The organism is Rhodoferax sp. GW822-FHT04A08 (genome assembly GCF_058801025.1).
This window is the reverse complement of sequence record NZ_JBXAMW010000010.1, coordinates 1-25,521: the sequence shown is the minus strand read 5'-3', so window position 1 is coordinate 25,521 and position 25,521 is coordinate 1. Positions and strand designations below refer to the sequence as shown.

Annotated in this window: 30 protein-coding genes and 1 riboswitch; of the genes, 7 read left to right on the top strand and 23 right to left on the bottom strand. The window is 60.6% G+C overall.

Annotated features, from left to right (window positions below):
• Positions 1 to 5 precede the first annotated feature (5 nt).
• The 3 genes from AC1RMF_RS18230 to AC1RMF_RS18220 all read right to left on the bottom strand — a co-directional run bounded on the left by AC1RMF_RS18230 (position 6) and on the right by AC1RMF_RS18220 (position 2,289).
• Positions 6 to 1,016: an ABC transporter substrate-binding protein gene (locus AC1RMF_RS18230; RefSeq protein WP_493143336.1), complete on the bottom strand. Its 1,011-nt coding sequence runs from the start codon at positions 1,014 to 1,016 to the stop codon at positions 6 to 8.
• A gap of 144 nt (positions 1,017 to 1,160) precedes the next feature.
• Positions 1,161 to 1,535, bottom strand: a complete 375-nt coding sequence (locus tag AC1RMF_RS18225) for a VOC family protein (RefSeq protein WP_493143334.1) — start codon at positions 1,533 to 1,535, stop codon at positions 1,161 to 1,163.
• A 37-nt stretch (positions 1,536 to 1,572) separates the two neighbouring features.
• Positions 1,573 to 2,289: a helix-turn-helix transcriptional regulator gene (locus tag AC1RMF_RS18220; protein ID WP_493143332.1), complete on the bottom strand. Its 717-nt coding sequence runs from the start codon at positions 2,287 to 2,289 to the stop codon at positions 1,573 to 1,575.
• 68 nt (positions 2,290 to 2,357) lie between these two features.
• On the opposite strand from AC1RMF_RS18220, the gene AC1RMF_RS18215 reads away from it, so the two are divergent.
• Complete coding sequence (locus AC1RMF_RS18215) at positions 2,358 to 2,954, top strand: IMPACT family protein (protein WP_493143330.1); 597 nt, start codon at positions 2,358 to 2,360, stop codon at positions 2,952 to 2,954.
• Between the two features lie 3 nt (positions 2,955 to 2,957).
• Here the strand turns inward: AC1RMF_RS18215 and cobA are convergent, their stop codons facing one another.
• The 13 genes from cobA to cobM are packed head-to-tail and all read right to left on the bottom strand — an operon-like array spanning position 2,958 to position 12,930.
• Entirely contained in the window at positions 2,958 to 3,713 is a 756-nt protein-coding gene (cobA, locus tag AC1RMF_RS18210; protein WP_493143329.1) for a uroporphyrinogen-III C-methyltransferase, read from the bottom strand.
• Positions 3,710 to 4,048 (bottom strand): (2Fe-2S) ferredoxin domain-containing protein, encoded by a 339-nt coding sequence (locus tag AC1RMF_RS18205; protein ID WP_342618544.1) that lies wholly within the window; start codon positions 4,046 to 4,048, stop codon positions 3,710 to 3,712. Before AC1RMF_RS18205 ends, cobA begins: the two co-directional genes overlap by 4 nt.
• Positions 4,045 to 5,031, bottom strand: coding sequence for a precorrin-3B C(17)-methyltransferase (cobJ, locus tag AC1RMF_RS18200; protein WP_493143327.1), 987 nt, complete (start codon positions 5,029 to 5,031; stop codon positions 4,045 to 4,047). The genes AC1RMF_RS18205 and cobJ overlap by 4 nt, the downstream gene beginning before the upstream one ends.
• The gene (locus tag AC1RMF_RS18195) at positions 5,028 to 5,858 is read right to left on the bottom strand and encodes a CbtA family protein (RefSeq protein WP_493143325.1); all 831 of its coding nucleotides are present in this window, start codon (positions 5,856 to 5,858) and stop codon (positions 5,028 to 5,030) included. The genes cobJ and AC1RMF_RS18195 overlap by 4 nt, the downstream gene beginning before the upstream one ends.
• Before the next feature lie 24 nt (positions 5,859 to 5,882).
• Positions 5,883 to 6,074 carry a CbtB domain-containing protein gene (locus AC1RMF_RS18190; RefSeq protein ID WP_342618547.1) on the bottom strand — a complete coding sequence of 64 codons (192 nt, stop codon included), beginning with the start codon at positions 6,072 to 6,074 and terminating at the stop codon, positions 5,883 to 5,885.
• Positions 6,075 to 6,076: 2 nt separating this feature from the next.
• Entirely contained in the window at positions 6,077 to 6,541 is a 465-nt protein-coding gene (locus tag AC1RMF_RS18185; RefSeq protein WP_493143323.1) for a cobalamin biosynthesis protein, read from the bottom strand.
• On the bottom strand, positions 6,538 to 7,317 hold the full coding sequence (locus AC1RMF_RS18180) for a cobalamin biosynthesis central domain-containing protein (protein ID WP_493143321.1): 780 nt from the start codon (positions 7,315 to 7,317) through the stop codon (positions 6,538 to 6,540). The genes AC1RMF_RS18185 and AC1RMF_RS18180 overlap by 4 nt, the downstream gene beginning before the upstream one ends.
• Entirely contained in the window at positions 7,314 to 8,111 is a 798-nt protein-coding gene (gene cobI / locus AC1RMF_RS18175; RefSeq protein WP_493143320.1) for a precorrin-2 C(20)-methyltransferase, read from the bottom strand. The genes AC1RMF_RS18180 and cobI overlap by 4 nt, the downstream gene beginning before the upstream one ends.
• Complete coding sequence (gene cbiE, locus AC1RMF_RS18170) at positions 8,108 to 9,409, bottom strand: precorrin-6y C5,15-methyltransferase (decarboxylating) subunit CbiE (protein ID WP_493143318.1); 1,302 nt, start codon at positions 9,407 to 9,409, stop codon at positions 8,108 to 8,110. Before cbiE ends, cobI begins: the two co-directional genes overlap by 4 nt.
• On the bottom strand, positions 9,406 to 10,509 hold the full coding sequence (locus AC1RMF_RS18165; RefSeq protein WP_493143316.1) for a cobalt-precorrin-5B (C(1))-methyltransferase: 1,104 nt from the start codon (positions 10,507 to 10,509) through the stop codon (positions 9,406 to 9,408). Before AC1RMF_RS18165 ends, cbiE begins: the two co-directional genes overlap by 4 nt.
• Positions 10,506 to 11,186, bottom strand: coding sequence for a precorrin-8X methylmutase (locus AC1RMF_RS18160; RefSeq protein ID WP_493143315.1), 681 nt, complete (start codon positions 11,184 to 11,186; stop codon positions 10,506 to 10,508). Before AC1RMF_RS18160 ends, AC1RMF_RS18165 begins: the two co-directional genes overlap by 4 nt.
• Positions 11,183 to 12,100, bottom strand: coding sequence for a sirohydrochlorin chelatase (locus AC1RMF_RS18155; protein ID WP_493143314.1), 918 nt, complete (start codon positions 12,098 to 12,100; stop codon positions 11,183 to 11,185). The genes AC1RMF_RS18160 and AC1RMF_RS18155 overlap by 4 nt, the downstream gene beginning before the upstream one ends.
• Positions 12,097 to 12,930 (bottom strand): precorrin-4 C(11)-methyltransferase, encoded by an 834-nt coding sequence (cobM, locus tag AC1RMF_RS18150; RefSeq protein WP_493143312.1) that lies wholly within the window; start codon positions 12,928 to 12,930, stop codon positions 12,097 to 12,099. The genes AC1RMF_RS18155 and cobM overlap by 4 nt, the downstream gene beginning before the upstream one ends.
• Before the next feature lie 147 nt (positions 12,931 to 13,077).
• Positions 13,078 to 13,306: riboswitch (cobalamin riboswitch) on the bottom strand.
• Positions 13,307 to 13,467: 161 nt separating this feature from the next.
• On the opposite strand from cobM, the gene AC1RMF_RS18145 reads away from it, so the two are divergent.
• A complete protein-coding gene (locus tag AC1RMF_RS18145) occupies positions 13,468 to 14,205 on the top strand; it encodes a DUF1223 domain-containing protein (protein ID WP_493143310.1) in 738 nt (245 codons plus the stop codon).
• A 13-nt stretch (positions 14,206 to 14,218) separates the two neighbouring features.
• Here AC1RMF_RS18145 and AC1RMF_RS18140 read toward each other — a convergent pair whose 3' ends face one another.
• The 4 genes from AC1RMF_RS18140 to AC1RMF_RS18125 form a co-directional block, all read right to left on the bottom strand.
• Positions 14,219 to 14,554 carry a hypothetical protein gene (locus AC1RMF_RS18140; protein ID WP_342618557.1) on the bottom strand — a complete coding sequence of 112 codons (336 nt, stop codon included), beginning with the start codon at positions 14,552 to 14,554 and terminating at the stop codon, positions 14,219 to 14,221.
• 102 nt (positions 14,555 to 14,656) lie between these two features.
• Positions 14,657 to 14,893, bottom strand: coding sequence for a pentapeptide MXKDX repeat protein (locus AC1RMF_RS18135; RefSeq protein ID WP_342618558.1), 237 nt, complete (start codon positions 14,891 to 14,893; stop codon positions 14,657 to 14,659).
• Positions 14,894 to 14,964: 71 nt separating this feature from the next.
• Positions 14,965 to 15,759 (bottom strand): molybdopterin-dependent oxidoreductase, encoded by a 795-nt coding sequence (locus tag AC1RMF_RS18130; protein WP_342618559.1) that lies wholly within the window; start codon positions 15,757 to 15,759, stop codon positions 14,965 to 14,967.
• Positions 15,760 to 15,770: 11 nt separating this feature from the next.
• Positions 15,771 to 16,367: a cytochrome b/b6 domain-containing protein gene (locus tag AC1RMF_RS18125; protein WP_342618560.1), complete on the bottom strand. Its 597-nt coding sequence runs from the start codon at positions 16,365 to 16,367 to the stop codon at positions 15,771 to 15,773.
• A gap of 278 nt (positions 16,368 to 16,645) precedes the next feature.
• Between AC1RMF_RS18125 and msrA the strand changes: the two genes are divergently transcribed.
• Positions 16,646 to 17,389, top strand: coding sequence for a peptide-methionine (S)-S-oxide reductase MsrA (gene msrA / locus AC1RMF_RS18120; RefSeq protein ID WP_342618561.1), 744 nt, complete (start codon positions 16,646 to 16,648; stop codon positions 17,387 to 17,389).
• Positions 17,390 to 17,397: 8 nt separating this feature from the next.
• Here the strand turns inward: msrA and AC1RMF_RS18115 are convergent, their stop codons facing one another.
• On the bottom strand, positions 17,398 to 18,522 hold the full coding sequence (locus AC1RMF_RS18115; RefSeq protein WP_493143308.1) for a chloride channel protein: 1,125 nt from the start codon (positions 18,520 to 18,522) through the stop codon (positions 17,398 to 17,400).
• A gap of 399 nt (positions 18,523 to 18,921) precedes the next feature.
• Between AC1RMF_RS18115 and AC1RMF_RS18110 the strand changes: the two genes are divergently transcribed.
• Entirely contained in the window at positions 18,922 to 19,824 is a 903-nt protein-coding gene (locus AC1RMF_RS18110; RefSeq protein ID WP_493143306.1) for an HD-GYP domain-containing protein, read from the top strand.
• Between the two features lie 17 nt (positions 19,825 to 19,841).
• Here the strand turns inward: AC1RMF_RS18110 and AC1RMF_RS18105 are convergent, their stop codons facing one another.
• Positions 19,842 to 20,741 carry a LysR family transcriptional regulator gene (locus AC1RMF_RS18105; RefSeq protein WP_493143304.1) on the bottom strand — a complete coding sequence of 300 codons (900 nt, stop codon included), beginning with the start codon at positions 20,739 to 20,741 and terminating at the stop codon, positions 19,842 to 19,844.
• A 137-nt stretch (positions 20,742 to 20,878) separates the two neighbouring features.
• Between AC1RMF_RS18105 and AC1RMF_RS18100 the strand changes: the two genes are divergently transcribed.
• From AC1RMF_RS18100 to AC1RMF_RS18090, 3 genes are all read left to right on the top strand, one after another.
• Complete coding sequence (locus AC1RMF_RS18100; protein ID WP_493143302.1) at positions 20,879 to 21,427, top strand: carboxymuconolactone decarboxylase family protein; 549 nt, start codon at positions 20,879 to 20,881, stop codon at positions 21,425 to 21,427.
• Between the two features lie 78 nt (positions 21,428 to 21,505).
• The gene (locus AC1RMF_RS18095; protein ID WP_493143301.1) at positions 21,506 to 21,988 is read left to right on the top strand and encodes a nuclear transport factor 2 family protein; all 483 of its coding nucleotides are present in this window, start codon (positions 21,506 to 21,508) and stop codon (positions 21,986 to 21,988) included.
• Between the two features lie 4 nt (positions 21,989 to 21,992).
• Positions 21,993 to 22,610, top strand: a complete 618-nt coding sequence (locus tag AC1RMF_RS18090; protein ID WP_493143300.1) for a pyridoxamine 5'-phosphate oxidase family protein — start codon at positions 21,993 to 21,995, stop codon at positions 22,608 to 22,610.
• 29 nt (positions 22,611 to 22,639) lie between these two features.
• Here AC1RMF_RS18090 and AC1RMF_RS18085 read toward each other — a convergent pair whose 3' ends face one another.
• Positions 22,640 to 25,165, bottom strand: coding sequence for an Ig-like domain-containing domain (locus tag AC1RMF_RS18085; protein WP_493143298.1), 2,526 nt, complete (start codon positions 25,163 to 25,165; stop codon positions 22,640 to 22,642).
• Between the last annotated feature and the right edge of the window lie 356 nt (positions 25,166 to 25,521).

The window sequence follows — 25,521 nt, the reverse complement described above, 5'->3', positions numbered from 1 at the left end:
ACACGCTACTTGGCAGCGCTGACGAACTCACTGGTGAATGTCTTGGATAAGTCCACCGACTTGCCCTTGACGTTCTTGTTGAATGCCGACAACACGGCAAGCACCGTTTCCGGCCCCCCTGAAGACATTCGGCCATCAAGCGTAAACATGCTTTTTCCGTCTGCCAATGCCTGTATATAGCCGTCCCGGTCACCCACAAAAAAGTCCTTGGGCAGGTGTGCAGCGATTTCAGCGGCACTGTGGCTGTGGATAAACCTCAGTGTCTTTACCAGTGCATTGACCAGCTTCTGTACCGTGACCCGATTCCTTTGCACCCACCCGGTAGGCATATACAAGGAAGCCGCGGGATAAGTGCCGCCCAGCGCCGCCTTCGTATTTTCGTTTACACGCATATCAACCAACACCCGAGCTTCGCCCGTTTTCAACAACCTGGAGATGGTGGGTTCTGTTGTCATACCAGCCTGTATCTGGTTGTTCTGCATGGCGGTGATGAAGCTTTCTGCCGCACCCACCGGCAAGGTGCTGAACTCCCCCAGAGGAACGCCCGCCTTACCCATCAGATACTGGGTCAAAAATGTGGTGGAGGAACCAAGACCCGTCACACCTATGGTCTTGCCACGCAGCTGGGCCACCGATTTGATGCCCGGGTGCTTATTGGACACTAGCAGTACCTCACCCGGTGCCTGACTAAACTGCACCACTGACTGGACGAACTTGCCTTTGGTCTGAAGGTCGATACAGTGGTCATAAAAACCTATGACTCCTTGCACCGAGCCTGCCAGCATCACATCTTCGGCGTCAACACCGGAAGGTTCATTCAGCAGTTCAACTTCCACTCCCTCAGACTTGAAATAGCCCAAACTCTCAGCCAGTTTGGCCGGAAGGTAAATCTGCTTTTCGTAGCCACCCACCATGATGGCAACCTTTTCGGCTGCAAGTACCCTCAAAGGACTTAGTGTGAGCGCACCAAGTAGCATCGCACGGCGGGTTGTCTCGGGTTGAATGCTGAAGTTCATGTCATCTTTGTATTGTGTCTGCCAACGTCCCTTCGGATTATGCAAACCAAGTTCAAAAAATGATATGTGGATTGCCACAATCGGTGTCAAGCCACTGTCAACGAACTGCTGGCATTGCCGAGACGGGTACTTCCTGACACGATCTCATTGCGCTGGCTTCGAAAAGACGTTCACCAGACTGCCATCCGGATCACGTAGCAGCAGCGACAGGTTGCCCCAAGGCATACGCGTCGTTGGCATGACGATTTCCGCGCCGGCGCCGGCCATGCGGTCAGAAACGGCGTCCACGTCCTCGACCTGAAACTCCAGGATTGCAGATCGATTGGAAGCCGCAATGGCAGCCCCGGCGTTGAAGGTTCGAATCAGGTGCTCGGAGGAGATGGCCAGTACCACCCTTTCAAACCGTATTTCGGCAAACCCGTCGGCAAGACGCGTGGGTTCTATTCCAGACAGGTTTTGGTAGAACGTTACGAGGCGCTCGAACGCATGGGTGACAAGACGCACAGATGCAAATTTCATGTTTGGCTCCAGAGTGAAAGAGCCTTGCAGCTTAGTCTCAGCTACTGTCAATTTCTGGCAGTATTGTCTGCCCATTCATGGTTTGCGAGCGACGCCACGCCTTCAGCAGCTCCTGCCTGCTTTTGGGATAACGCACGCCGAGCAGCGCAACCTCGGTGATCCGGTCTGCGCGAAAGTTGCGAAATCCGTTGCGCAGTTCACACCAGCACATCAACACGCGCGCCTGGTCGAAATAGACAAGCGCAAAAGGCCAGACGGTGCGCTGCGTATTTGTTCCCGCCCCATCGCTGTAGGCAATTTGAAGTTTGCTTTGTTGACGGATGGCCGCGCGCAAGAGGTCCGGGGCTACTGCATGGAGCGGGATCTCTTTTCCCGCACCAACCAGCAAGGCTGACTCCTGCAATTCCCGACGCAGATCCGGTGGCAGTACGGCTGCAATCTTGGCCAGGGTGCTCAATGCCCCATTGACCAGTGTTCGGTCACCGCGATCGGCGACCCAGCGCATCCCAAGCACCAACGCGTCAAGCTCTTCGGAGGCAAACATCAAGGGTGGGAGCATGAAGCCCGGCTTCATGACGTATCCAACCCCTACTGCCCCCTCGATGCCAGCGCCCTGCGCTTGAAGACTGGCTATGTCGCGATACAGTGTGCGGATGCTGACACCCATTTCGGCGGCCAGGGTCTGTGCGCTCACCGGTCGCCGGTGGCGTCGCAGAACCTGCAGCAGGGCTAGAAGACGTTCGGATCGGGACATGCCACGATCATATGCACTGAGCCACTGGCGGGCACGCAAGGGTCCGCGACTGATTTACCCTACAACCCATGCCTCAATCCCTTTCATCCACCGTCGAGAGCGAACTGCTCATCAAGAAAAGTCGCTTCATCGGCTGCGTCCAGCCTGTGCCGGACCGCGCCAGTGCGCAAGCCATCGTTGCCAGCCTCAAGGCACAGCATCCCGGTGCGGCACACGTCTGCTGGGCGTTGATGGCGGGGGGACACTCGGCTGCGGTGGATGATGGAGAGCCCAGTGGCACGGCAGGAAAACCCATGCTGGAAGTGCTTCGCCACCAGGACCTGGAGGGCGTGCTGGCGACCGTGGTGCGCTACTACGGTGGCATCCAGTTGGGTGCGGGTGGTCTGGTGCGGGCCTATACCGATTGCGTGGCGCAGGCGCTGAAGAACGCCGTCAAGGTTCCCATCGTCAAGAGCAAGACGCTGCACTGTACGGTGCCCTATGCGCTGGAGGGCATGCTGCGCCGGGAGATCGAAGCAGCCGGTGGCGCCCTGCTAAACGTGCAGCACCGTGGTGAGGTGGAGTTTGCGTTCAGCCTAGCTGCAACGGCAGCTGATGCCCTGGTGCCGCAATTGAATGAAGCCGGCCAAGGCCGCATTGCCTGGCTGGACGTCAACGCGTCTTGACCGTCAGCTGGCCGCCCTATGCGCCAGCCCTACCACCTTGCCAATGACCAGCAAGGTCGGTGGCTTGACGGCATGGGTCAGCGCGGTCTGCGGCAACGCATTCAGGGTGGTGGTCCAGATCTTCTGCTGCGGCCAGGTGGCGCGGTAGATCAGTGCGGCGGGTGTCTGCGCATCCAGGCCCGCAGCCTGCAGTTCGCGCGCTATCACTTCCAGTCCGGTGACGCCCATGTAGATCACGATGGTCTGATTGGGTTGCGCCAGCGCTTTCCAGTTCAGGTCGATGCTGTGGTCCTTGAGGTGTCCCGTCACGAAGACGCAGCTCTGCGCCAGGTCCCGGTGTGTCAGTGGAAAGCCAAATCCTGCCGCAGCCCCCAGGGCCGCAGTAATGCCCGGCACGATTTCCACCTCGATGGCGTTCTGCACCAGCACGTCCAGTTCCTCACCGCCCCGGCCAAAGACAAACGGGTCGCCGCCTTTGAGGCGCACCACCCGCTTGCCCCACTTGGCCTTGTCCACCAGCAACTGGCAGATTTCTTCCTGCGACAGGGTGTGGTTGCGCGCAGCCTTGCCCACGTAGATGCATTCGCAATCCGCAGGCGCCAGCTCCACAATGCCGGGCCCCACCAGGTTGTCATAGACCAGCACCTCGGCCATCTGCAAACGCCGCAGGGCGCGCAGGGTCAGCAGCTCACGGTCGCCCGGTCCGGCGCCCACCAGTGACACCGTGCCCGGTGCCTGTTCCGACAATCCGCTGATCATGCTTGTGGCCCTTGGTGAAACACGAGGTCCTGAACCACACGTCCATGCACCAGATGCTCCTCGACGATGCGGTCCATATTGACGTCCGTCACGTTGTAGTACCAGGTACCATCGGGCTGCACGCACATCACCGGTCCCCCCTTGCAGGCAGCAAAGCAGTTCACGCGGCTGCGTTTGACGCGCAGCTCACCTTCGTGCACGCCCGCTGCCTTGAACTTGTCGCCCAGGCTGTCAAACAGGGCCTGCGATGCGCCGTCTTCGGTGCAACGCGGGCCGGTGCACACCAGCAAATGGCGCTTGTACGCCGCGATCTTGGGTTTCTGCAACTCACTCATTCCGTTCCTTCTTGCTCGGCAGGCAGTGCTTCTTCCACTTCCTGCGGCGTGCTCAGCACCCATTCAATATAGTCCTGCGGCAGACCGTGCCGGGTTGCCAGACTCAGCGTGCTGGCGCCCTCCAAATAGTCCAGGCGCAGATTCTCCATCCAGCCCAGCAGACCTGTGGACAGCGAGCGCCCGGCCTTTTCACCGACGCGGGTACTGCCGCCATCGTCCAGATCATATTTGTTGGCATAGCCGCGCGGCGTGACCATCAATCCATGCTGCACAAAGGTGTGGCTATTGCCGATCAGCACGGTGGTCAGCATACCAATGTCGCATTCGCTCATTTTGTCCAGCGTGGTGAACTCGATGCGCTCGCGCCGCCGGTAGGCCGACTTGACCACGGCCACCGGCGTGTCCGGCCTGCGGTGGCGCAGAAACAGCGCCTGCGCCTGCACGATCTGCTGGGTGCGCCTGCCGCTCTTGGGGTTGTAGAGCGCCACCACAAAGTCCGCAGCAGCCACCGCATTCAGCCGCCGCGCAATCACCGGCCAGGGCGTAAGCAGGTCGCTCAGCGAGATGGAACAGAAGTCGTGCGTGAGCGGAGCACCCACCAGCGCTGCACAGGCGTTGATGGCAGAAGCCCCCGGCACCACTTCCACTGCCACGTCCGTCTCTGGAGTCCAGCCCGCCTGAAACAGCATTTCATACGTCGGCCCAGCCATACCGTACACGCCGGCATCGCCGCTGGAGATCAGCGCCACCTTCTTACCCGTGCGGGCGGCGGCCAGTGCGTGCACCGCACGGTCCAGCTCCTCGGTCATACCCTTGCGCACCACCTCCTTGCCTTCCAGCAAGTCAGCCACCAGCTTGATGTAGGTGACGTAGCCGACCACCACGTCAGCCTCGGCAATGGCGGCGCGGGCCCGGTGGGTCATGTGGTCATGGCTGCCCGGACCAATGCCGACCAGCATGATCTTGCCCTGCGTCTCGCTCATTGTGAGGCTCCCATTTCCCCGGTAAGGCGCGTCGATTGGCCGCCTGAGATGTCAGCCAGCACAGGCCGCAGCCAGCGCTGGAACGCCGGGGCGGCGACCAGCCCCATGCTGACCCAGAACGACAGCGACACCCAGGTCGTCGCCCACACGAACTGGTCTGCCAGTTGCGCCAGCGCCGCATGCGCCGTGGCGTCATAGCCGGCCAGGGCATCACCCTGCAATTGCGGCGCTCCCACAACAAACGGCACTGCGAGTAGCACGGCTGCCACGGCCCAGCGCCAGCGCGCGCGGGCAAATCCGGCAATGGCGCACGCCATGCAGGCGCTGCCCACCGCCAACAGCCACCAGAGTTGGCGCGTATGCAGCGGTGCGGCCTGCATGCCGGGCACCTCGGCCGGCAAGCCCAGCGTGGGCCAGAGATGAAAACTAAGCCACCCCGCTGCGGCCACCAGTCCGGCCAGCGCACGCGAGCCCAGGGCCGCGCCGCGCTTGAGGTTCCAGATGCCCATGACCACAAACATCAGCAATGCCATGCTGAATGCGTGCAACACGTTGGCAACCCAGGTCCAGGTGGTGCGCTCGGCGCCGTTTTGCGGCTCCCACGCTGCGGCATCGTGTTCATGCTCGTGCTCGTGCGCCGTTGCCATGCTGGCATGGGCAGGCGCTTCGACCGCGTCGTGAACCTGCGGCGCATCTGCCTTTTGCTCCTCGAACGCTTCCGCTGCCAGGATCAGCGGTGCTGCCTGCCAGTGCTGCACGCCGGTCTGCACCGAGCCGACCAGCAGGGCCGTGCCCAGTGCCGCCCAAATCAAGCGATGAAAAATCATGGGGTTCTCCAGCGGGTGTGGGAATCAATGGCAGGGTTTGACGGTGATGTGGCGCACGTCGTGCGCAGCGTTGTGCGCAAACGGACTCTCGGCGAAGGCCACGCCATAGAGCACCACCATGCCCAGCAGTGCGCCTGCTGCCAGTTGCAGCATCAGGCTGCGGATGGCACTGGTGCTGTGGCCGATGGAGAGAGGGGAAGTTGCGGAAGAGGTCATGGTTACTCCTGAAGGGTTGCATACATCGGGTCGCACATGGCTACGGAAACCGTGGCGTTGCGCCCATCTGCGCCACGGTGTTTGAATTTCTCAACCAGCAAGGCCGACCTGTCCAAGGCCTGAGTTCGCCCCAGATACCTGGCGGCCCCAAGTAGTGCGGCAGCCTCGCTGACGGACGATGTGCCGGTGTGCTTGCGCACTGTCTCGGACGGGTTGGGCACTTGCACCGCGGCCAGCTCCTGTGCGGCATAGAAGTGCACGTTCCAGCCGTACAAGGCGGCACAACCAAACAGGCCAGGCTCGTCGGCCTTCAGATCTATGCTGGACACGGCGACGACCTGCGACAGCTGCAACCCGGCTTGCATCAATGCGCCATGCAAGGCCTGCTCCAGCGTCAACACAGAGGTTCCGCGGTCGCACCCTATGCCGAGTGACACTGTTGCTGCAGGTTCGCGCCGAAGACTCATGCCGCTTGCCCTAGAGGAGGACGGTAGACCACCAGCCGCTCATGCAGCTCCACCCAGCGCGCCACGGGAATCTCCGCATCGGTGATCCACAGCACCGCCTTGAAATACTGCAGGTCCACCTCGTCGAAACGGGTGAAGGTGTGGATGTTGGCTGGCAATGCTGTCGAACGGGTCCACCAGTGGTGGCTGCCGGTCTCCTGCACCACGGCCACCGGCTCGCCATTGACCACATGGGCCGACACGCGCGTGATGTTGATCTTGGGCGCCTCCACCTTCCAGCCCAGCTCGCGCCCCAGAATGTCCACGGGAATGGTCTTGCCCACATCGGACGCGGTGGTCAGCACCGGCGTGGCACCCAACATGGCAGCCACCGTCTCGGCCATGGCATTGGCGCCGCCCACATGGCCGGAAAGCACCGGGATGACGAACTGCGCGGCATCGTCCACCACCAGCACGCCGGGGTCTTCGTCCTTGCTCTGGAGGTGCGGCGCGATCAGCCTCACCACCGCGCCCAGCGATACAAAGAAAACAATCTGGTCAAAGTCTGCGAACAGCGCTTGCATCTCGTCACGGAACGCACCGCTGTAGGCGCGCACCGGGTTCTGCAGCCCTTCCATCAGGGGTGCAAATTTTTCGGCCACGCACACACTGGCGGCGGGCATCTGGCGCGCCAGTTCGGCGGTTTGCTGTGCACCGTGCTTGGTGATGGCCACCAGCACCACGCGCACCGGTGTGTCCGCGTCGTGGGCCGCATGCAGCGTTACGGGGGTCGTCATTCCTGTGTTTCCTCTTCCGAGTCGGCGGTGGATTTTTTGCGGCAGCCGCGCAGCAGCTCGCCGCGTGGGCGGTCGGGGTTCTTGACCAGCAACAGCGAGAGGTAGTTCACCTTGGTGCCCTTGAGCTCGGCCACGTTGGTGACGATGCGCTCCACGGGTGAACCGGCCTTTTCGATGAAGCGGCTGTGCGCCAGCAGGCCCCGGCGCTGCAGCAGGTCGATCAGGTCATCCAGCAGCGGCTTGACCTTCATCAGCACCAGGGTGTCGAAGTCGTCCAGCATTTTTTCCACGGCCTCAATGCCATAGGCCGCCGGCACGATGGCAATGGTGTCGTCCTGCTCCGAGAGCGGCATCTGCAGTTGCGCACAGGCCGCGTTGAACGAGGTCACACCCGGCACGATGCTGACGCGTGCATCGGCGTCCAGCTCGCGCAGCACGCGGGCCAGGTAGCAAAAGCTGGCATAGGTGGAGGCGTCGCCTTCCACCAGAAACAACACATCCTGCCCGCCAGCCAACAGGTCACGCACCGTCTCGGCGGCCTTGAGCCAATGGCGTGCCAGTTTCTCTGCGTCATGCGTCATGGGGAACAGCAGCGACTGGTGCTGTGCCGGTGGCGTCAGGCCCGCACGCAGGGCGATGTCCAGCGCATAGCTCTCCTTGCGCAGGCTGCGCACCGGGTAGGTCCAGATGGTGTCCGGCTGCTGCAGCAGCGCCCAGGCGCGGCGGGTGATCAAGTCCGGGTCACCCGGGCCCAGCGAGACGCCGTACAGCTTGCCCTTGTGGTGTGTGCTCATGCGCGCTCTCCTGCCTGGGCGCAGACAATCCACACCGGGTTTTCGGCTGCCATGCGGTGCATGTGCAGAATCGGTTTGCTGCGCGCGGCCTGCAGTTGCAGCACGTCCCAGGTGGCGCCGTTGGCCTTCAGGGCCTCCACCGCAGCAGCCAGGTTTTCCAGCGTCACAAAGTTCATCACCAGCCAGCCTTGTGGTTTGAGGCGATTGAGGATCAACGCAATCAGCTCAGCCAGCTCGCCACCGGAGCCGCCCACAAAGACTGCGTCGGGGTCGGCCCAGTCCTGCAAGCCTTGCGGCGCCTTGCCGTGCACCAGGCTGTGGTTGCTGATGCCCATGGCGAGCCGGTTGCGTTGCACGATGGCCGCGTCGTCCTCGTTTTTTTCGATGGCATACACATGGCCGTTACGGCACAGGCGCGCCGCCTCCAGGCCCACGCTGCCGGAGCCTGCGCCTATGTCCCACACCACGCTGTCGGCACGCAGCTGCATGCGCGCCAGCGACACGGCGCGCACCTCGTTCTTGGTGATCAGGCCCTTCTCCGGGTGGCGCTGCTCAAAGCTGGCGTCCGGCAGGCCAAACAGCACCTGCGGCGCGCGCTGGCGCGTGCGCCACAGCAGCACCACATTCGGGTCGGCAAACTGCAACTGCGCCGCCGCAGCGATGGTCACGCCGCTGACCACGCGCTCCTCGGGCTGGCACAGGCGCTCGGCCACGGCCATCTCCCATTCACCGTCCAACTGTTCAGTCACCAGCATGCGGGCAATGCGGTCCGGCGTGTTGAAAGGGCTGGTCAACACCGCCAGCCGGTCGTGCTGGCGAATGTCGCGCAGCAAGGCATAGAGGCCGTGGTCAGGCGCTGCGCCCGCTTGCCACTCGCCCGCGTCCTTGCTGTGCACTGAGGCAAACCGCATCTCCTGCCAGGGCAGACCGAGGCGCGCACACGCCAGTTGCAGGGTAGAGACGTTGGGCAGCACTTCGATGGCTTCAATGCACAGGCGCGAAGCCAGGTAAGCCGCAATGCCATGGCACAGCGGGTCGCCGGTGGCCAGCACCGCCACACGCCGGCCGTCAGCCTGCGCGGCGCGTATCCATTCGGGCACCTGGCTGAGCGCGCCTGTGAGGTCGCGCTGCTCGGCATGCGGTGCAATCTCCTTGGCGAGCAGCTTGAGCGTGCGCTCAGCGCCTATCACCAGATCGGCGCACCAGAGGTGCTGGCGCGCCTGGGCGCCCAGGCTGGCCGCGCCATCGTCCAGCACGCCCAGGATGCGGCATTTTTCCAATACGTTGTCGGTGTTCACGAAGCCTCCGCTATCTTGCGACCTTCAAAGTCGCAGACCAGCACTTGCAGTTCAAATTGATCGGGGTAGCGCGCGCGCAGCGTCTGTATGACGCGCTGCGCCAGCGCGGTATGAAACGCCGCGCCCAGGCCCAGCGCATCCATGCGCTCACCGGCGTAACGTGCGGTCTCGTTGCCGCGAATGGCCTCGCACACATCGGGTGGCGCGCCCACGCCAGCGGCCAGTTCGGCCAGCAGACCGGTGTCCACTTCGGCGCGGCCGGCGTGGGTGATGGTCTCGCCCTGCGCGATCTTGGTGAGCTTGCCCACCATGCCGCCTATCACCACTTTCTCAATGCCGGCCTTGACAGCTGCACCCAGGGCGTAGCGCAGAAAGTCGCCCATCTGCACAAACGCGGCCTGCGGCAGAGAGGGCAACTCTTCCATCACGAATTTTTCGGTACGCCCGCCGGTGGTCAGCACCACCACGCCATGGCCCAGCGTGCCCGCCACCTGCACACCCTGGACCACACTGGCGCGGTAGGCGGCGGTGGAGTACGGCTTGACGATGCCGGTGGTGCCCAGAATGGAAATGCCATCCAGAATGCCCAGGCGCGCGTTCAACGTCTTCTTGGCCATCTCCACGCCCTGCGGCACCGAGATGCAGACCTCCAGCCCTACTTCGTCCAGCAGGCTGTGGCCTGCGGCACGCACATTGGCTTCGATGTTGCGGCGTGGCACCGGGTTGATGGCGGGCCCGCCCACCTCCAACCCCAGGCCCGGCATGGTGACCCGCCCCACCCCGAAGCCGCCCGTGAGCACCACTTGCCCCGCCTTGTGCGGCAGCAGGCGCACGTCCGCCGTCAGGTGGGCTTTGTCGGTGCAGTCGGGGTCGTCGCCCGCGTCCTTGATGACCATGGCGTGGGCCACGCCGGCGCTCGCATCCACGCGGCCATCCTGCACGGCAAAGGCAACCACGTCCCCATTGGGCAGCAGGCAGTCCACGGTGGCTGGCACTTCGCCTGTCACCAGGCCGAGCACCGCCGCGCGCGCAGCCGCAGCAGAGCAGGCACCGGTGGTGAATCCGGTGCGCGTGCCGCGTGGCGCGTCTTTGTTCATCATGCACCCAGTTCCTGTGCCTCGGCCAAGCCCAGCAGTGCGTGGATGGCCGCCACCACCAGCGTGGAGCCGCCCTTGCGGCCCCGGATGACGATCCACGGCACATCGATCTTCAGGGCCATCAGGGCCTTGGACTCTGCAGCGGACACAAAGCCCACCGGCATGCCCACTACCAACGCCGGGTTGGCGTCCTCTTCTTCAATGAGCCGCACGACTTCAATCAAGGCCGTGGGCGCATTGCCAATACCCACGATGGCGCCGTCCAGCAGCCCTTGCCGGTGGGCCTTGCGCATGGCCTGCACGGCGCGCGTGGTGCCCTCCAGGGCAGCCGCGTCGATCACATCCGGGTCGCTGATGAAGTGGTGTGTAGTGATGCCAAAGTGCTGCAGCCGCGGCGCCGACAGACCCACGCAAATCATCTCCACATCGGCCACCACCCGCGTGGTGCGCGAACGAATGGCCTTGATCGCAGCTCCCACCGCAACCGGGTGGAACTCGGTCAATCCGTTGAAGTCAAAGTCGGCGTTGGCGTGGATCATGCGGCGCACCACCGGCCACTGCTCGGGCCTGTAGTTGTGCGATTGCACCTCGCGGTCGATCACCGCAAAGGAGTCGTGCTCGATGGCGCGGCCTGCAGCGGTGAGCTGCTCGGTCACCACGTTGGTGTTGGTCCCGCTCATGCGTGGGCTCCGGTCGCAGCGTGTCCGTGGGCATGCGGGTGGGCGTGATCATGTGCATGGTCGTGCGGCAACGTGTCGTCGTGGTGGTGGCCGCCCATGCCGTGCTCCTCGGCAAAGCTGCGGTACTTGCAGCCATCGCAAGGCATGAGCTGGATGGGCGCGCCCTGTCGCAGTGCCTGCACGCGCTCTTCCAGCAGTTCAAATACCTCGCGCTCAAAACCAAAATATTTTGTGGAGATCAGCCGCAGCGTGGGGTACTGCGCCCTCAGGTTTTCCACCTGCCTGGTAATGCGTTCCACCAGCGTGCCGTTGAACAGATAGTAGGGAATCACCACGACCTGCTTCATGCCCAAGAGGCTCTGGCGCTGCACCACCTTTTCCAGGCGGGGATAGGTGATGCCGGTAAAGGCCAGGTCCACCAGCTCGTGGTCCGTCTCTTCCATCAGCCAGCGCGCCATCTTGGCCATGTCGCCATTGGCTTGCCTATCCGACGAGCCGCGGCCCAGCACCACCACACCGGTGCTGGTGGGGTCGGGCATGTCCAGCGTCTGCATGGCGTCCTTGAGACGGCGGCGCAGTATCTGCAGGATCGGGTCACATGCGCTCAGGTGCGGCGCGTAAGAAAAATGCACACCCGGAAACTTGAGCCGCGCACCGTCTATGGCCTGCGGAATATCCATCTTCACATGGCCCGCCGCGTTGAGGATGAGCGGCACCACAAACACGCGCGTGGCACCCTGCGCCGCGCGGCGCAGCCCCTCGCTCAAGGTGATCTCTGAGAACTCGATGAAGCAGACCTCGATGCGCCAGCCCGGCTTGCGCGCGCGCCACTGTTCGGCAAAGGCCTCGATCTCTTCGTTGCCAGAGGGTTCGCGCGAGCCGTGGCCCACCAAGAGTATGGTTTCTGTGTTCATGGGAGTTCCTTCATGGAAGATGCGTGAGGGTCTGCGGCCAGTGCTGCGCTGGGCACACTGGCGCGGCGAAAGCGGTGCGTGAAGCTGGCGTCGTACAGCTTGGACTTGGCCAGCGTGGTCCAGTGGCGCGCGCCCAGCGTGGGGCTTGCAATGATCATGGACTGGCTGACGATCTTGGCCTCGCGGCACAGGGCCTGGATGGTGGCCAGCGTGCCGCGCACGATTTGTTCTTCACCTGGCCAGCTGGCCTTGTGCACCACGACGATGGGTGCGTCTTCCGACCAGCCCGCCGCACGCAGCGATGCAGTGACCTTGCCCATGAGGGTGATGCTCAAAAATATGCAGAGCGTGCAGTGGTGCGCCGCCAGCTCTTCCAGCGACTCACCATCGGGCATGGGCGTGCGGCCTTCCACGCGGGTGAAGATCATGGTCTGGGTGACCTCCGGCAGCGTCAGGCTCTCCACCGCTGCGGCAGCAGACGCCATCGCCGATGACACACCGGGCACCACCTGCACCGGCACACCCGCGGCGTCCAGCGGCTGCACCAGCTCAATCAAGGCGCCATACAAGCCGGGGTCGCCGGTCTGCAGACGCACCACGGTGTCGCAGCGGCTGGCATGCGCAATCAACCAGTCCGACATCTGCTCCAGCGTCATGTCCTTGCTGTCGGCCACCACGCAGTCGGGCGCGGCCCAGCGCAAGGCCGCAGCACTCACCAGCGAACCCGCATAGAGGATGGCACCGGCGCGCGCGACCAGGTCGCGGCCCTTGACCGTGATCAGATCCGGGTCACCCGGACCGGCGCCCACAAACCAGACAGTGCCGCTCATGGCAGGCACGCCCAATGGATATTCATTCCAACTCTCCAGACGCACACCCGCGTACAAGATGCAAAACGCGAACACGTTGGAGAAAGAATGAGAGACAGCAGCGGTGCACCAGCACCTGCAACCAGCCCACATCGCCCACCGCAATGCCGCACGTATGCGTTACAGGCCGGTTTCCGGGCTCGTGAGCGGAGATTTGCATCACCTACTTGGTGCCTTCCCATGCTTTCGCACAGTGGCTGTCGTACCAAGCTTCTCTCACTTACCGTTGCGGGGGCAGCGTTGGGATTGTTGGCCCCTGTATGGAACCAACGCACCGACTTCCCGTTTAATTCCCTCAACTGAACAGTCAGGGAACACCTTTAACGTGGGCGGATGTTAGCAGAACATTTTTTGCAATGGCGCTCTTTTTTTCGCATTGCATGGCAAGACCACTTCCATGTATGCATACAAAAACATAGCTAGCTATACGTAGTTATGCGAGTAAGAAATGCAGGCGTTGGCCGACCAATGAGCATCTCCACCAACTATGTTTTCCATATGCACCTCCCTACTTTCAGGCCCTTGGCCTTGTGGTTTTCTTCAGCGGTGATCTCTGCCGTGGCATGGGCTGCACCCACGTCGTGTGAGGTCACCTCCGGTGATCGACTGACCCCGGTGATTGAGCTCTACACGTCGGAGGGCTGCAGCTCCTGCCCACCAGCAGACCAATGGCTATCCACCATGAAAGGCAAGCCCGTGGTGGCACAGGCCTTCCACGTTGCCTATTGGGACTACATCGGCTGGAAGGATCCGTTTGCCAATCCCGCATTCACCGTACGCCAGAGGGAAATTGCATTCGCCAATCGATTGAGCGGCATCTACACCCCCCAACTGGTGCGCAACGGGCGTGACTGGGCCAACTGGAGGCAATCCTTGCAGGCCGTCGATTTCAACGCAAGCGCAAAGGCAACGATTCACTTGCAAGGCGGTACACGCGCCAACGCTTTTGAAGCACGCGTAACCCCTGTGGCAGGTTCGGGCCCGTGGACCGCATACTGGACCACCACCGAGCACAACTACAGCTCACACGTCAAGGCAGGTGAGAACGCGGGTGAGTATCTGAAGCATGACTTTGTCGTCCGGCAGTACGCGCCCGTAGGTCGCTACGAGGGAGCCCAGACGCTGACGTTTTATGCAATCCCCGCGCAGGCGGATCACCCCCGCCAAATCAACCTGGTTGTCTCCGACATCCAGACCGGTGAAACCCTGCAGGCGGTCAGCCTTTCCTGCTCATAAGGGCGCGTTGCGGTCAGGCAAATACGTCTACCAGACCACCGATGGCGCCAAGACCCACAGGCCGAGCAGCGACCGGTGCTGACGAAAGCGCTGAACCGGACGAACCAGTTGACGGCGAGCGTGCATTCACGCTGTCCGCGTCTGCCATGCGGGATTCGATGTTTCTGATTTGAGACTGCAGGTTCTCGATGATGCGTTTTCCTTCGGGGGTTTTTCCCGAGGGGCACGCTTGCCAGTCGCCCAACTGTCTTTCGCATTGGGCCAGTTTGGCTTGCAGTGCGACCGGTGCGCCGCCCCCACCGTTGCCAGGCCCGATGGACGAAGTGCCGGAGAGTGCTGATAAAGACACGATAGAAGTTACCTGCGTAGCGGACCGCATCAGTGCCCGCACCGCGATGCGCCTGGCCCATTGCTGGGCCGTTGGCATCGGCTGCGGCACCAACGATACGACTTATTTCTTCATCTCGTCCTTGCCCATGGCATCCTTCTTCATGGCGTCTTTGCCCATGGTGTCCTTCTTCATGCAGTCCTTGCCCATGGCGTCTTTGCCCATGGAGTCCTTTTTCATGCAGTCCTTGGTCATGGCATCCTTGCCCATGGCGTCCTTCTTCATTTCGTCAGCGGCCATGGCACCGCTTGTGGCGATCAGCATGCAGGCGGACAGGATGGTTGCGGTCAGTTTGTTCATGGTTTTTTCCTTCAATTCACAGAGTGATGTATGTGGCAAAAGTGCCGATGTTTGGAACAAGCCGAGCGGACTCAGCTTCCTCCGAACCAGTTGTACCCTTGGTCTTCCCAGTAACCGCCAGGGTAGGTATTCGTGACAAAAATCGCTTGGATGTGCTTGGGGTTCTTGTAGCCAAGCTTGGTAGGTATGCGCAGCTTCATGGGGTAGCCATACTTGGCGGGCAGAGTCTGTCCGTCATAGGTCAGCGCCAGGGTAGTCTGGGGATGCAGGGCCGTGGGCATGTCGATGCTGGTGTAGTAGTCGTCAGCGCACTTGAACCCGACATACTTTGCGCTGAGGTCTGCGCCCACGCGTCGCAAGAAGGCCGCGAAGGACACACCACCCCATTTGCCGATGGCGCTCCAACCTTCCACGCAAATGTGGCGGGTCACCTGATCGATCTGCGGCATTGCACGCAACTCGGGCAAGGTCCAGCTGCGTTTGTCCGCCACCAGGCCTGTGACCTCCAGGCGGAAGCTGTCTCCGTCGATGGCACGCACTTCGTCTTCGCCATAGAAGGCATTGAAGGGAAACGGCCGCGTGATCATGGAATCCGGATACGTGGGCGCCAGCCGATTGGGGTCGAACAGCCAAGCCTGTGCCTTGTCATTGAGGCGTGAGATGCGCGTGAGTGCGGTCTCCACACTGTCCTCGTCGACCAGCGTGCAGCCGGTGAGCATGCTCAGGCCGCCCAACGTCATGGTTCGACGCAAGAAGTTTCGCCTGGAGGCGTCCATGGATGGGTTGGCGTGTGCCAGTCGATCAACGGCCTCCTGAAGGGCGGCTTTGCCATCCACAGACAAGACGGAAGGGACTCGGATTTTCATGTGCTTGTCTCCTAGCGACCGCGAACCATGGCGATCAGGGTGCGGGGTACCAGCGCGACCATCGCCAGATGAACCACAATGAAACATACGAGGCCGGACATCGCAACAAAGTGAACCAGCCGCGCCCCTTCGTAACCGCCGAGCAAGGTGCGCAACAGCGGAAATTGGACGGACTTCCAGAGCACCAGGCCGGATAGCACCAGCACCATGCTGTCCAGCATCACAAACAGGTAGGCAACGCGCTGGACGGTGTTGTAGTGGCGCGGGTCTGCGTGCACCAGCTGCCCTCTCAAAGCAGCAGCCAAGTCTCCCAGCAGGGCCGAGAAGGACAGCGGAAAGAACCGCCGCGCAAACCGCTTTGTAAAGCCGTTGAGCAGCAGGTACACCACACCGTTTGCGGCCAGAACCCACATGGCTGCAAAGTGCCACAGCAGTGCGCCGCCCAGCCAGCCACCCAGCGTGAGCGTGCCGGGAATCGCAAATCCCAGAAAGGCGGTTGCGTCGTAGATCTTCCAGCCGCTGGCAACCAGTACCAGCACGGCAAGTGCATTGGTCCAGTGCGTGACGCGAAGCCACACCGGATGGATGACTTCCGTGGCGGGGGTCATGGGCGACCTTTCATGGATGCCTGGGTAGAAGTTGTCGTCATTGCGTAAGTTCCGAGCGTTGTTGGGCGTTAGTCCGGCAGGAGGCCGACTTCTTACAGGCATTCTGATTTTTTTGCTGGCATGAACGCCAGAAACTGCGCTGCGAGTGCTTCTATGGTTTGTTGTCTATGCTGAGGTTGGAGGGCGAACATGCAAGAGGCTGTAAGAGACGCCTGAGTTTCACGACCAAAACCTTGTAGGGTCACCAGTCGCCCTACGCCTATCCAGGAGGAAGTGCCATGTCGAAGCAAATACCCAATCCTTCCGCGCAGTCAGCTAGAACGGGCAATTGGCCGTTTCTGGCCATTACCGTGTTCCTGTTGCTGACCATGCTGTACCTGGGGCCTGCTGCCAAGGCGGATAAGGCCAGGTCACTGCCGCCACCGAACCAGGAAATCATTTCCAGTCCCGTGGGCACTGGGGCGATGCAGGACTCGGTTGTTTTTGCGGGAGGTTGCTTTTGGGGAATACAGGCAGTGTTCCAGCACACCAAAGGCGTTCTCAACGCGGTGTCGGGCTATGCCGGAGGGAAGGCATCCCAAGCAGACTATGAAACAGTCAGCGGCGGTGGCACGGGTCACGCCGAAGCCGTGCAAGTTACTTTTGACCCCCAACAAGTGAGCTATGCACAACTGCTGCAGATCTACTTTTCGGTGGCCCACGATCCGACACAATGGAACCGCCAATATCCAGACGTGGGAAGCCAATACCGGTCGGCGATCTTCTACCGCGATGACAGGCAGAAATCCCTGGCTCAGCGATACATCGACCAGCTTGATTCAGCAAAGGTGTTTGAGCAAAAGATTGTCACCACGGTAAACCGGCTGGACGGGTTCTACCCGGCAGAGCGCTACCACCAGAACTACGCCACCGCGCATCCCGAATCGCCGTACATTGTGCGTTTTGACCTACCCAAAGTGGAAAACCTGAAGAGCACGTTCCCGTCGCTGTACAGAGATATGCCTGTGTTGGTTCCCCAATAGGGCTCACCTCAATTGCGATCAATGCCTTGGCTCTGCGCCGGCAAACGCTTGAGTTGTAGCAGCGCAAGACCGGGGTACAAGGGGACACTGATGAATCTTGAGACTCCGCATGCAACGAATGCACAGGTCATCAGGCTCAGCACCAAGGCATGTCCGTCCACCATTTCCATCACAATGATGAAAGCAGTCAGCGGGGCTTGCGTCACTGCGGCAAGAAAGCCGGCCATGCCCAGCGCAATGTATGCGGGCGTACTGGCAACGCCAAGCCATTGCGACACCTCTTGTCCAAGGGAGCCTCCAATGGCCAGAGATGGGGCAAAAATCCCCCCCGGAACACCTGACCATGTGGTCAGCCAAGTTGCAAGGAACTTGAACGGCACAAATAAGTCGAAGGTTTCCGTGCCGGACTCCAACAGCTGACGCGTGTGCATATATCCACTGCCAAAGATGGAACCATCGCTGGTCACACCCATAAGGGCAATCAGCAGCGCACACAAACCGGCAAAGGCAATGGGCCGGTTTCTTCGTAGATTCATGCACCAACCCTTTGCGTTCGGTGTCATGGAGGTGAGCATGAGTCTGGAAAAGATACCCCCCAGCACTCCGCTCACCACGGCAATGACCAGTCCTGGCCAGATCAAAGCAGTACTCCAGCCATCAATTCGAATGACCCCAAAGTAAGTTGCATTACCGTAGATGGAAACGGCCATCAGGCCACTGAAAACAATAGCGGCAAGGACCAAACCATTGCTACGCTGCTCGGGCCTCCTCGACAACTCTTCTATGGCAAACATCACCCCTCCTAGTGGCGTATTGAAGGCGGCAGCAATGCCTGCAGCACCTCCGGCGATCAGCAGCGCCTGATCGGATACCCGGGCGGACTCCGGGATCCAGCGCCTGGCGTGGTGCAAAACTCCCGCCGCTATCTGAACCGACGGCCCTTCGCGCCCCAACGACAGTCCCGCCAATAGACCCCAGGCCGTCATGGCGATCTTGGCAATAGAGAGCCGTAGCGAAACAAAATATCCACGATTGCTGCCCGTGGCCTCCGGCTCAAGGGCTGCAATTACCTGAGGTATGCCAGAACCCGCAATGCCTGGGAGCCAACGCCTAGTGATCGCCGCGATGGCCATGGTGCAAAAGGGCGTCCAGAGCAACGGTGCCCACCAATAGGTGCTCTGCAAAACGTGAAAAGCAGCAAGGGCCCGCTCGCTAAGCCAGGTGAACGCTACGACGGTCAGTCCGGCGGTTGAAGCAAAGACCAGAACGAGTGTCCTCCCGACCCAACGCCGCCAGTCGGAAAGTTCCTTCCGGAGGGTTCGTCCAATGTGAGGCTGAGGGCTCATACGGTATGCATTCCAGTGGAGATGGGTCCATTTCAAAATTACATGGTAACAAATGCAATTTGAATGCCAGGAAGGTGGTTGCCCTCACATTTCCCACCGGAGCCAGCATCTTCTTGTACGGTGTAAGAAATCCCGGAATCTGAAGACCAACGGCATGAACATTGAATTAGTGAACGGAGGAATGTCTTGAGCCTGCTAAGCCACATCAAGGGTCTGCTGACCACCACGCAATCCGGAGATTCCATCCGCCACCAGGAAGACCTGCTGACGTCCCTGCTGGTCATGGCCTGGATGGTCGAAGCCAGAGATCCCTACACAGGAGGCCACCTGTGGCGCGTTTCCCAGTTTTCACAATTGCTGGCCACACGGGCTGGCCTGCATGCCGATGAGGTCTCACGCATTGCCGTGGGTGCCTTCCTGCACGATCTGGGAAAGATCAGTATCCCAGACCACATTCTTGGCAAGAAGGACCGGCTGTCGGACGAGGAGTACGCGGTGATCAAGACGCACCCGGAGGTGGGCTGGCGCATGCTGTCCAGCCACCCGTTGGCGCAATTGGCGGAAGCAGCCATCCGGGCGCACCACGAGACACCCGATGGCCGGGGTTACCCCAGAGGGCTCGCTGGCCATGACATCGCCGTGGATGCGCGCATTGTGGGCATATGTGACGCCTTTGACGCGATGACGAGCACGCGCCCCTACCGCAATGGCATGCCCGTGCCCCAGGCACTGGACATCATTGCGCAGCACCTGGGAACGCAGTTCGACCGCGAGATGGGGGAGCGTTTTGTGGCGCTGGGCAAGGCAGGCGAGCTCGATCACATCGTGGGGCATAGCGATTCCGGAATCCCGTTGCAGGCCTGCCTGATGTGTGGCCCCACGATTGCCGTTCCGCGGGCGCATCAAGCGGGTACGCGCCTGTACTGCCCCTCGTGCACCGCGGAATACGATACGAACCGCTCCGGAGGCATCTTGAAACTGACGGCCACCGGCTGCAATGGGTCCCCTGCTGACCTGCAGCCCAAGGTGGACCCAGACGTGATTGGCGATGTGGTGCGCACTGCGGCGCGCGCCATGCTGGTCGCCTGAAGCGGCCAGGCACGCGCCTACTGCAGCAGCGGATTCTGGCGCAGGCGATCGATGGCCAGATCCAGAAAGGCCCGCACTCGCTGCGGCGCCTGCTGGCCCTCACGGTGCACCACATGGATAGGCAGGGGCGCGGGCTCGCAGTCTGACAACACCGCCTGCAACCGCCCGCTTTGCAGGTGCTCCGCCACCTGGTAGGACAGCAGCCTGGTGAGGCCAAAGCCACCCAGCGCGGCAGTGACAGCCGAATCGTTGGTGCTGGTGATCATGCGGGCATGCAAACGCACCGTGACGGCTTCACCTTGCCGCAGGAGCTTCCACTCCGGGTTGGGCGTCACGCTGCTGGCCGATACGACGGTGTGCGACAGCAGGTCTTGCGGAGTACGCGGCGTGCCCGCTCTCGCGAGGTATTCGGGTGACGCACAAATCACGCGCCGCACCTTGCCGACGCGTATGGCCTGCATGCTGGAGTCCGCCAGCTCACCGATGCGAATGGCCACATCGACGCCTTCATCCAGCAGGTTGACTACACGGTCCAGAAACAGGCAGGAGGCGCTGACTTCGGGGTAGCGCTGCAGGTATTCCGTGACGATGGGCGCAACATACTTCCCACCAAACAGCGCCGGCGCCGTGACCGTCAGACGTCCACGCACGGACGCATGCATGCCGCTGACAGACTCATCCGCCTCCAACATATCCGCCAGGATGCGTCGGCAGTCCTGCACATAGCGCTCCCCTGCGTCCGTGACGCGCACCGTGCGGGTGTTGCGCGTGAGCAAGCGCAGCCCCAGGTGGGACTCCAGTTCATTGATGGCGCGCGTCACGGCCGGAGGCGACATGCCCAACTTGCGTGCAGCACCCGCGAAGCCGTTGGTGTCAACAACGGCGACGAACACATTGATGAGGTGGAATCGGTCCATAGTCTTCCGCCAAGTGGAATAGTGAATTGAGTGTAGCGGTCATTCTCTTTGTTGAGCGAACTAAATACAGTTCATCCATTCGCTGCATATTGCGGTGAAGACCACCCCAAACCGCCACTACATTGAAGGAAACCACCATGTCCCGTATCAGCATCCCTACCGTTGACCAATCCGTTGAAGCCGCCAAGCCCTTGCTGGCTGCCGTTCAAAAGCAACTCGGTGTTGTGCCCAATCTGATGAAGCTCGTGGGCCACAGCCCAGCCGCCCTGGAGGGATACCTCTCGCTCAACGGCGCATTGGGCAAGGGCAAGCTCAGCGTGCAATTGCGTGAACGCATTGCCCTGGCCATTGCCGAGTACAACGGTTGCGACTACTGCCTCTCAGCTCACGACTACCTGGGACGCAACGTGGTCAAGATCAGCAGCGCAGAGCTGGACACCGCACGTGATGCACGCTCGGAAGATGCAACCGTCCAGGCGGCACTGCAATTTGCCTTGCGCGTGGCCCAGTCGCGCGGCCGCGTGAGCGATGCAGACATCGCCGCCCTGCGTCTGGCCGGCTTTGACGAAGCCAGCGTCATCGAGATCGTTGCCAATGTGGCCGTCAACGTGCTGACCAACTACATCAACAACGTGGCACAGACCACGATCGACTTTCCAGTTGTCCACGCCCGCATGGCAGCCTGATATCCCTGGAGCACCAAACGGTGCTCCCCCGTCAAACACATGGGCCGGTGTCTGAAGGCCTCCTTGAAAGGAAATACGATGAACGCCACCGCAGAAACAGTGCGCCCGCCGCTACCACCATTTACCCGCGAAACCGCCATTGCCAAAGTACGCATGGCGGAGGACGCATGGAATACGTGCGATCCAGTGCGTGTAGCACAGGCCTATACAGCCGACAGCCGTTGGCGCAATCGCTCGGAATTTGTCATAGGCCGCGAAGCGATCCAGAAGTTTCTGGCAGCCAAGTGGGAGCGTGAGCAGGAGTACCGGCTCGTCAAGGAGCTATGGGCTTTTCATGAAAACCGCATTGCGGCCCGCTTCTGCTACGAGTGGCATGACCACCAAGGCCAATGGTTCCGCAGCTACGGCAATGAGAACTGGGAGTTCGATGCGAATGGTTTGATGCACACGCGCCTGGCCAGCATCAATGACCTGCCCATTGCGCTTGCCAGTCGCAAGCTGCTGTGGCCTGCCGGTCGCAGGCCAGACACGTGGCCGTCCCTTTCTGAGATGGGTTTGTAGCACCATGCCGACACAACCCGCGTACAGCAGTGACGTTGCCTTCACACCGGCAGTCAAGGCAATCCAGACCCGCAAGGGGTCGCGCCACGCCTATGCGCGCATGGAGCTCGACGGGTCGTGGGAAACAACCATCACCCCAGAGCTTCAGGCTTTCATTGCCGAGCAGACCAGTTTTTATCTGGCGACAGCCAACCTGCAAGGTCAGCCCTACATCCAGCACCGCGGAGGGCCAGCAAGTTTTCTGCGCGTCCTGGACGAACACACATTGGCCTTTGTGGACTACGCTGGCAACAAGCAGTACATCACTGCGGGCAACCTGTCAGAGAACCCCAACGCGCATCTGTTCCTCATGGACTACGAGCACAGGCAACGCGTCAAGATCTGGGGCCAAGCCAAAGTGGTTGAGCATGACGATGCGCTTGTCAGTGCCCTCATGCCCCCAGGCTACAAGGCCAAGGCGGAACAGGTCATTGTCTTTTCCGTATCGGCCTGGGATGCCAACTGCAACCAGCACATTCCAACCCGCTTTGATTCAGCCAAAGTTCAGGCTGCCTTGGACGCGCGGGATCAGCGCATCGCCGAGCTGGAAGCAGAGATTGCGGCCTTGCAGCGAAGTAGCTAAGGTCCGCCAAGAAAACCCCTCTCAATTTCTTACGGACCAAAATGGATGAATCCATGCAAGGCATTCTGACTTCCATCGCATTGTTGCTCAAAACGAAGATCCAACGCAGTTACCGCACCGTTGGCATAGGTCACGCTGTCAACGGCAAACCATCCCAGCAATGTATTGCAACCACTCCCGTTCCCGCTCCAATCCAACCCTCCCAATACCGGGTTGTTAAAGGGATAGCGTATGAGCCCAGAGTAGTAGCCAACTTGCAGTTGGCTGATGGAGTTCGGGCCGACGAAATTTCCAGACCACCAATCATTTCCATTGATTGTGACCTGTACTCCACCGGAGGACGAGTGCAGCACTAGTTGTGCATTGAGTGGAGTGTATGTATAGGCCCTTCCTTGGCCAATGTAGTCGCCGGAGTCACTCTGCAAATAGACAAAATTGCCGGAACTTGGTACCGCACCAGGCGCTGGTTGCCAAAGGCCACTCGGTATGGGTGTAAACGGCTGCGGTGTGGTGGCGGTTCCAGGTGCAAAAGTCTGAAACGTCCAGGAGCGGCTAGCCGCAATTGGATCACCCGCCACATCTTTGACACTGCTGCTGACGGTGGCTCGGTACACCGTATTCACGGTCAACGGTGTGGTCGGCGTGAAGGTGGCAGTTGTGCCGGAATAGCCAACGGTTCCCGAAATGGGCCCCGAAGGGTCGGACACCGTGAAATTGCTGTTGTTCACTGTACTGGCGTCTACAGTGCCACTGAAAGTGGCGGTCACCACTGCGTTTAGTGCAACCGGATAGCTATACGGAGTCGGACTGGTCGCAGCAACGCTTACTCTGTTCTTGGTATAGAAATACCAGGAATAGTTATTACCCAAGGAAGCCCCCGATTGGCTTTTCACATTACCCGAGACAGTCGCTGTGTAGTACGTGTTGGCCGCCAATGGCGCGGAGGGGGTGAACGTCAAAGTCGAGCCCGACGCGGAAACGGTTCCCGTAACGGGAGTGCCGCCAGAGGTGAGTGTGAAAGTTGTACCCGTAACCGTGCTCACATCCACGGGAACGCTCAATGTAAGCGTAATCGGTTCTGTTACTGCGACACCCGTTGCCCCGCTGAGTGGTGTGGTGCTCACCACACTGGGCGCAGGGAATGTGATTGAAGTGCTGGTCAGTGTCAGCGTCGTTCCATTCACGGGACCAACCGACTGCAGACGCAAGATTTTCCCGTTGGTGTCGATGGTCAAACAGGTGATGTTCGTCGTTGGGGTTCCTTTTGTTGCACCTGTTGGAGTCGCCGAGACGCTGATGCACAGATTGGCCGTACCAGGAGCTGTGCCAGTCTGCAAAGACCAACTCTCCTCGAATTGATCTACAGAATTGGATCGCGTGGCATCCGTGTAGTCGATGCCCACGCTGAATCTTCCTGAAGAGCCAACCGTTGCGTTGCGGGGCAGAGGAATCTGATTCGAGAACACCGTGTAGAAATTGGAGCTCACGCTCCCCAGACTCTTGTAGGGCGCCACGCTGAAATACAAGGTGCTGGGTTGCAACTGCACAGTGTTGCCCTGATAGCTGACGTAGCCAGTCTGGCTGGCCGCAAGGGCCGGCTGTCCAGCAAATGTCTGCGGACCGTTCAAGGGTGTATTGGTTTGGTTCAGCGTGATTGTGTTGCCCTGATAGGTGCCTGTCATATTGATGGTCAGGGCACTGGTTTGAAGCGTAGTAAAGGCGAGGTCCACGGGAAAGTAGACCGCGGTACTGCCACTGCCGGTGCTGCGGTATGCCGTTGCCAAAGCAGTTACCAATGCTGCCGGTGGACTGAATTGCGAGGCCGCAGCGCTGCCTAGCAAACTCGCGTGGGAAACCCCGGAGTTGGTCATCGCTACCCGGAGGGCCTCCAGCATGTCGTCCTGGGGATTGCCCGGAGTCGGTGAAAACACGGAGAAGAAGGGGTTGTTGCCATCGGCATACATGGGGAGCGTCGGAAATGCCGCATTGAGATTGGCAAGCGCGGTGTCCGCTTGGGTTTGTGTCAATGCAGATAGTCCGGCAGAACTTCCAGCCAGAGATGAGAACCATGTGGAAGGACTTGGATTGCCCACCATGTTGGCAACCAGCAGATCCGTGAGCGGTGTGACATTGACGGTTGCGCTACTGATCGTCACCGAATGGTAGACATTCGAATTGGCCACCCCAGCTACCGTTCCTCCGCTGGCTTCTGCAGCGCACGGGAGACCTTGCCCGTTCAATACGACTTGCCAGTTGCCATTTGCATCGGTTCTGGACGGTGGTGGGGCAACACCTGTGGCGCAAACCACATGCACTTCGGCGTTGACAACCGGATTTCCTACCGCCACAACGCCACTGAGGCTCGCAACCGTCGGATTGCTGCCACCGGTAGACCCTGCTCCACTCCCTACGTTCCCGCCGCCACCTCCGCCGCCACAGGCAGCAAGTGACACAGTCACGAGCACGCTGGACAGTAGTGCAGCGAAACGAAGTGCGCACAACTTCAACGCGAAAGACCTATTGACCGAAAAAACTTGGCACAGTGTCTTTGCCATTTTTATATTCCTCTCCCTTAAGCAACTTCCCCATATTTTATTGAATTGGGTTGAAATACGGAGGTGCTATACGGAGTATCTCAGACTGCGAGGCCAATGCCCATATGTTCAGAGATCGCAAGCATCAAAGCTCCTTGAGACTGTCGCCTTTGCGTATTGCCGGACACCCAGCGTTTCAGGATTGAGTCGAAGCTCCAAGACCAGCCTTCTACCGCAAGACCCCGAGTGAGTAATCATTTAGGAAAGGCTGAGCTACGCATTCATCAGTACACCTTCGAAGTCCTACCTATTGCCAGCTTCGCCATCTGGGAAAAGACAATTGAACCAATGCCGACCATGAACGCTGCGATACCTAA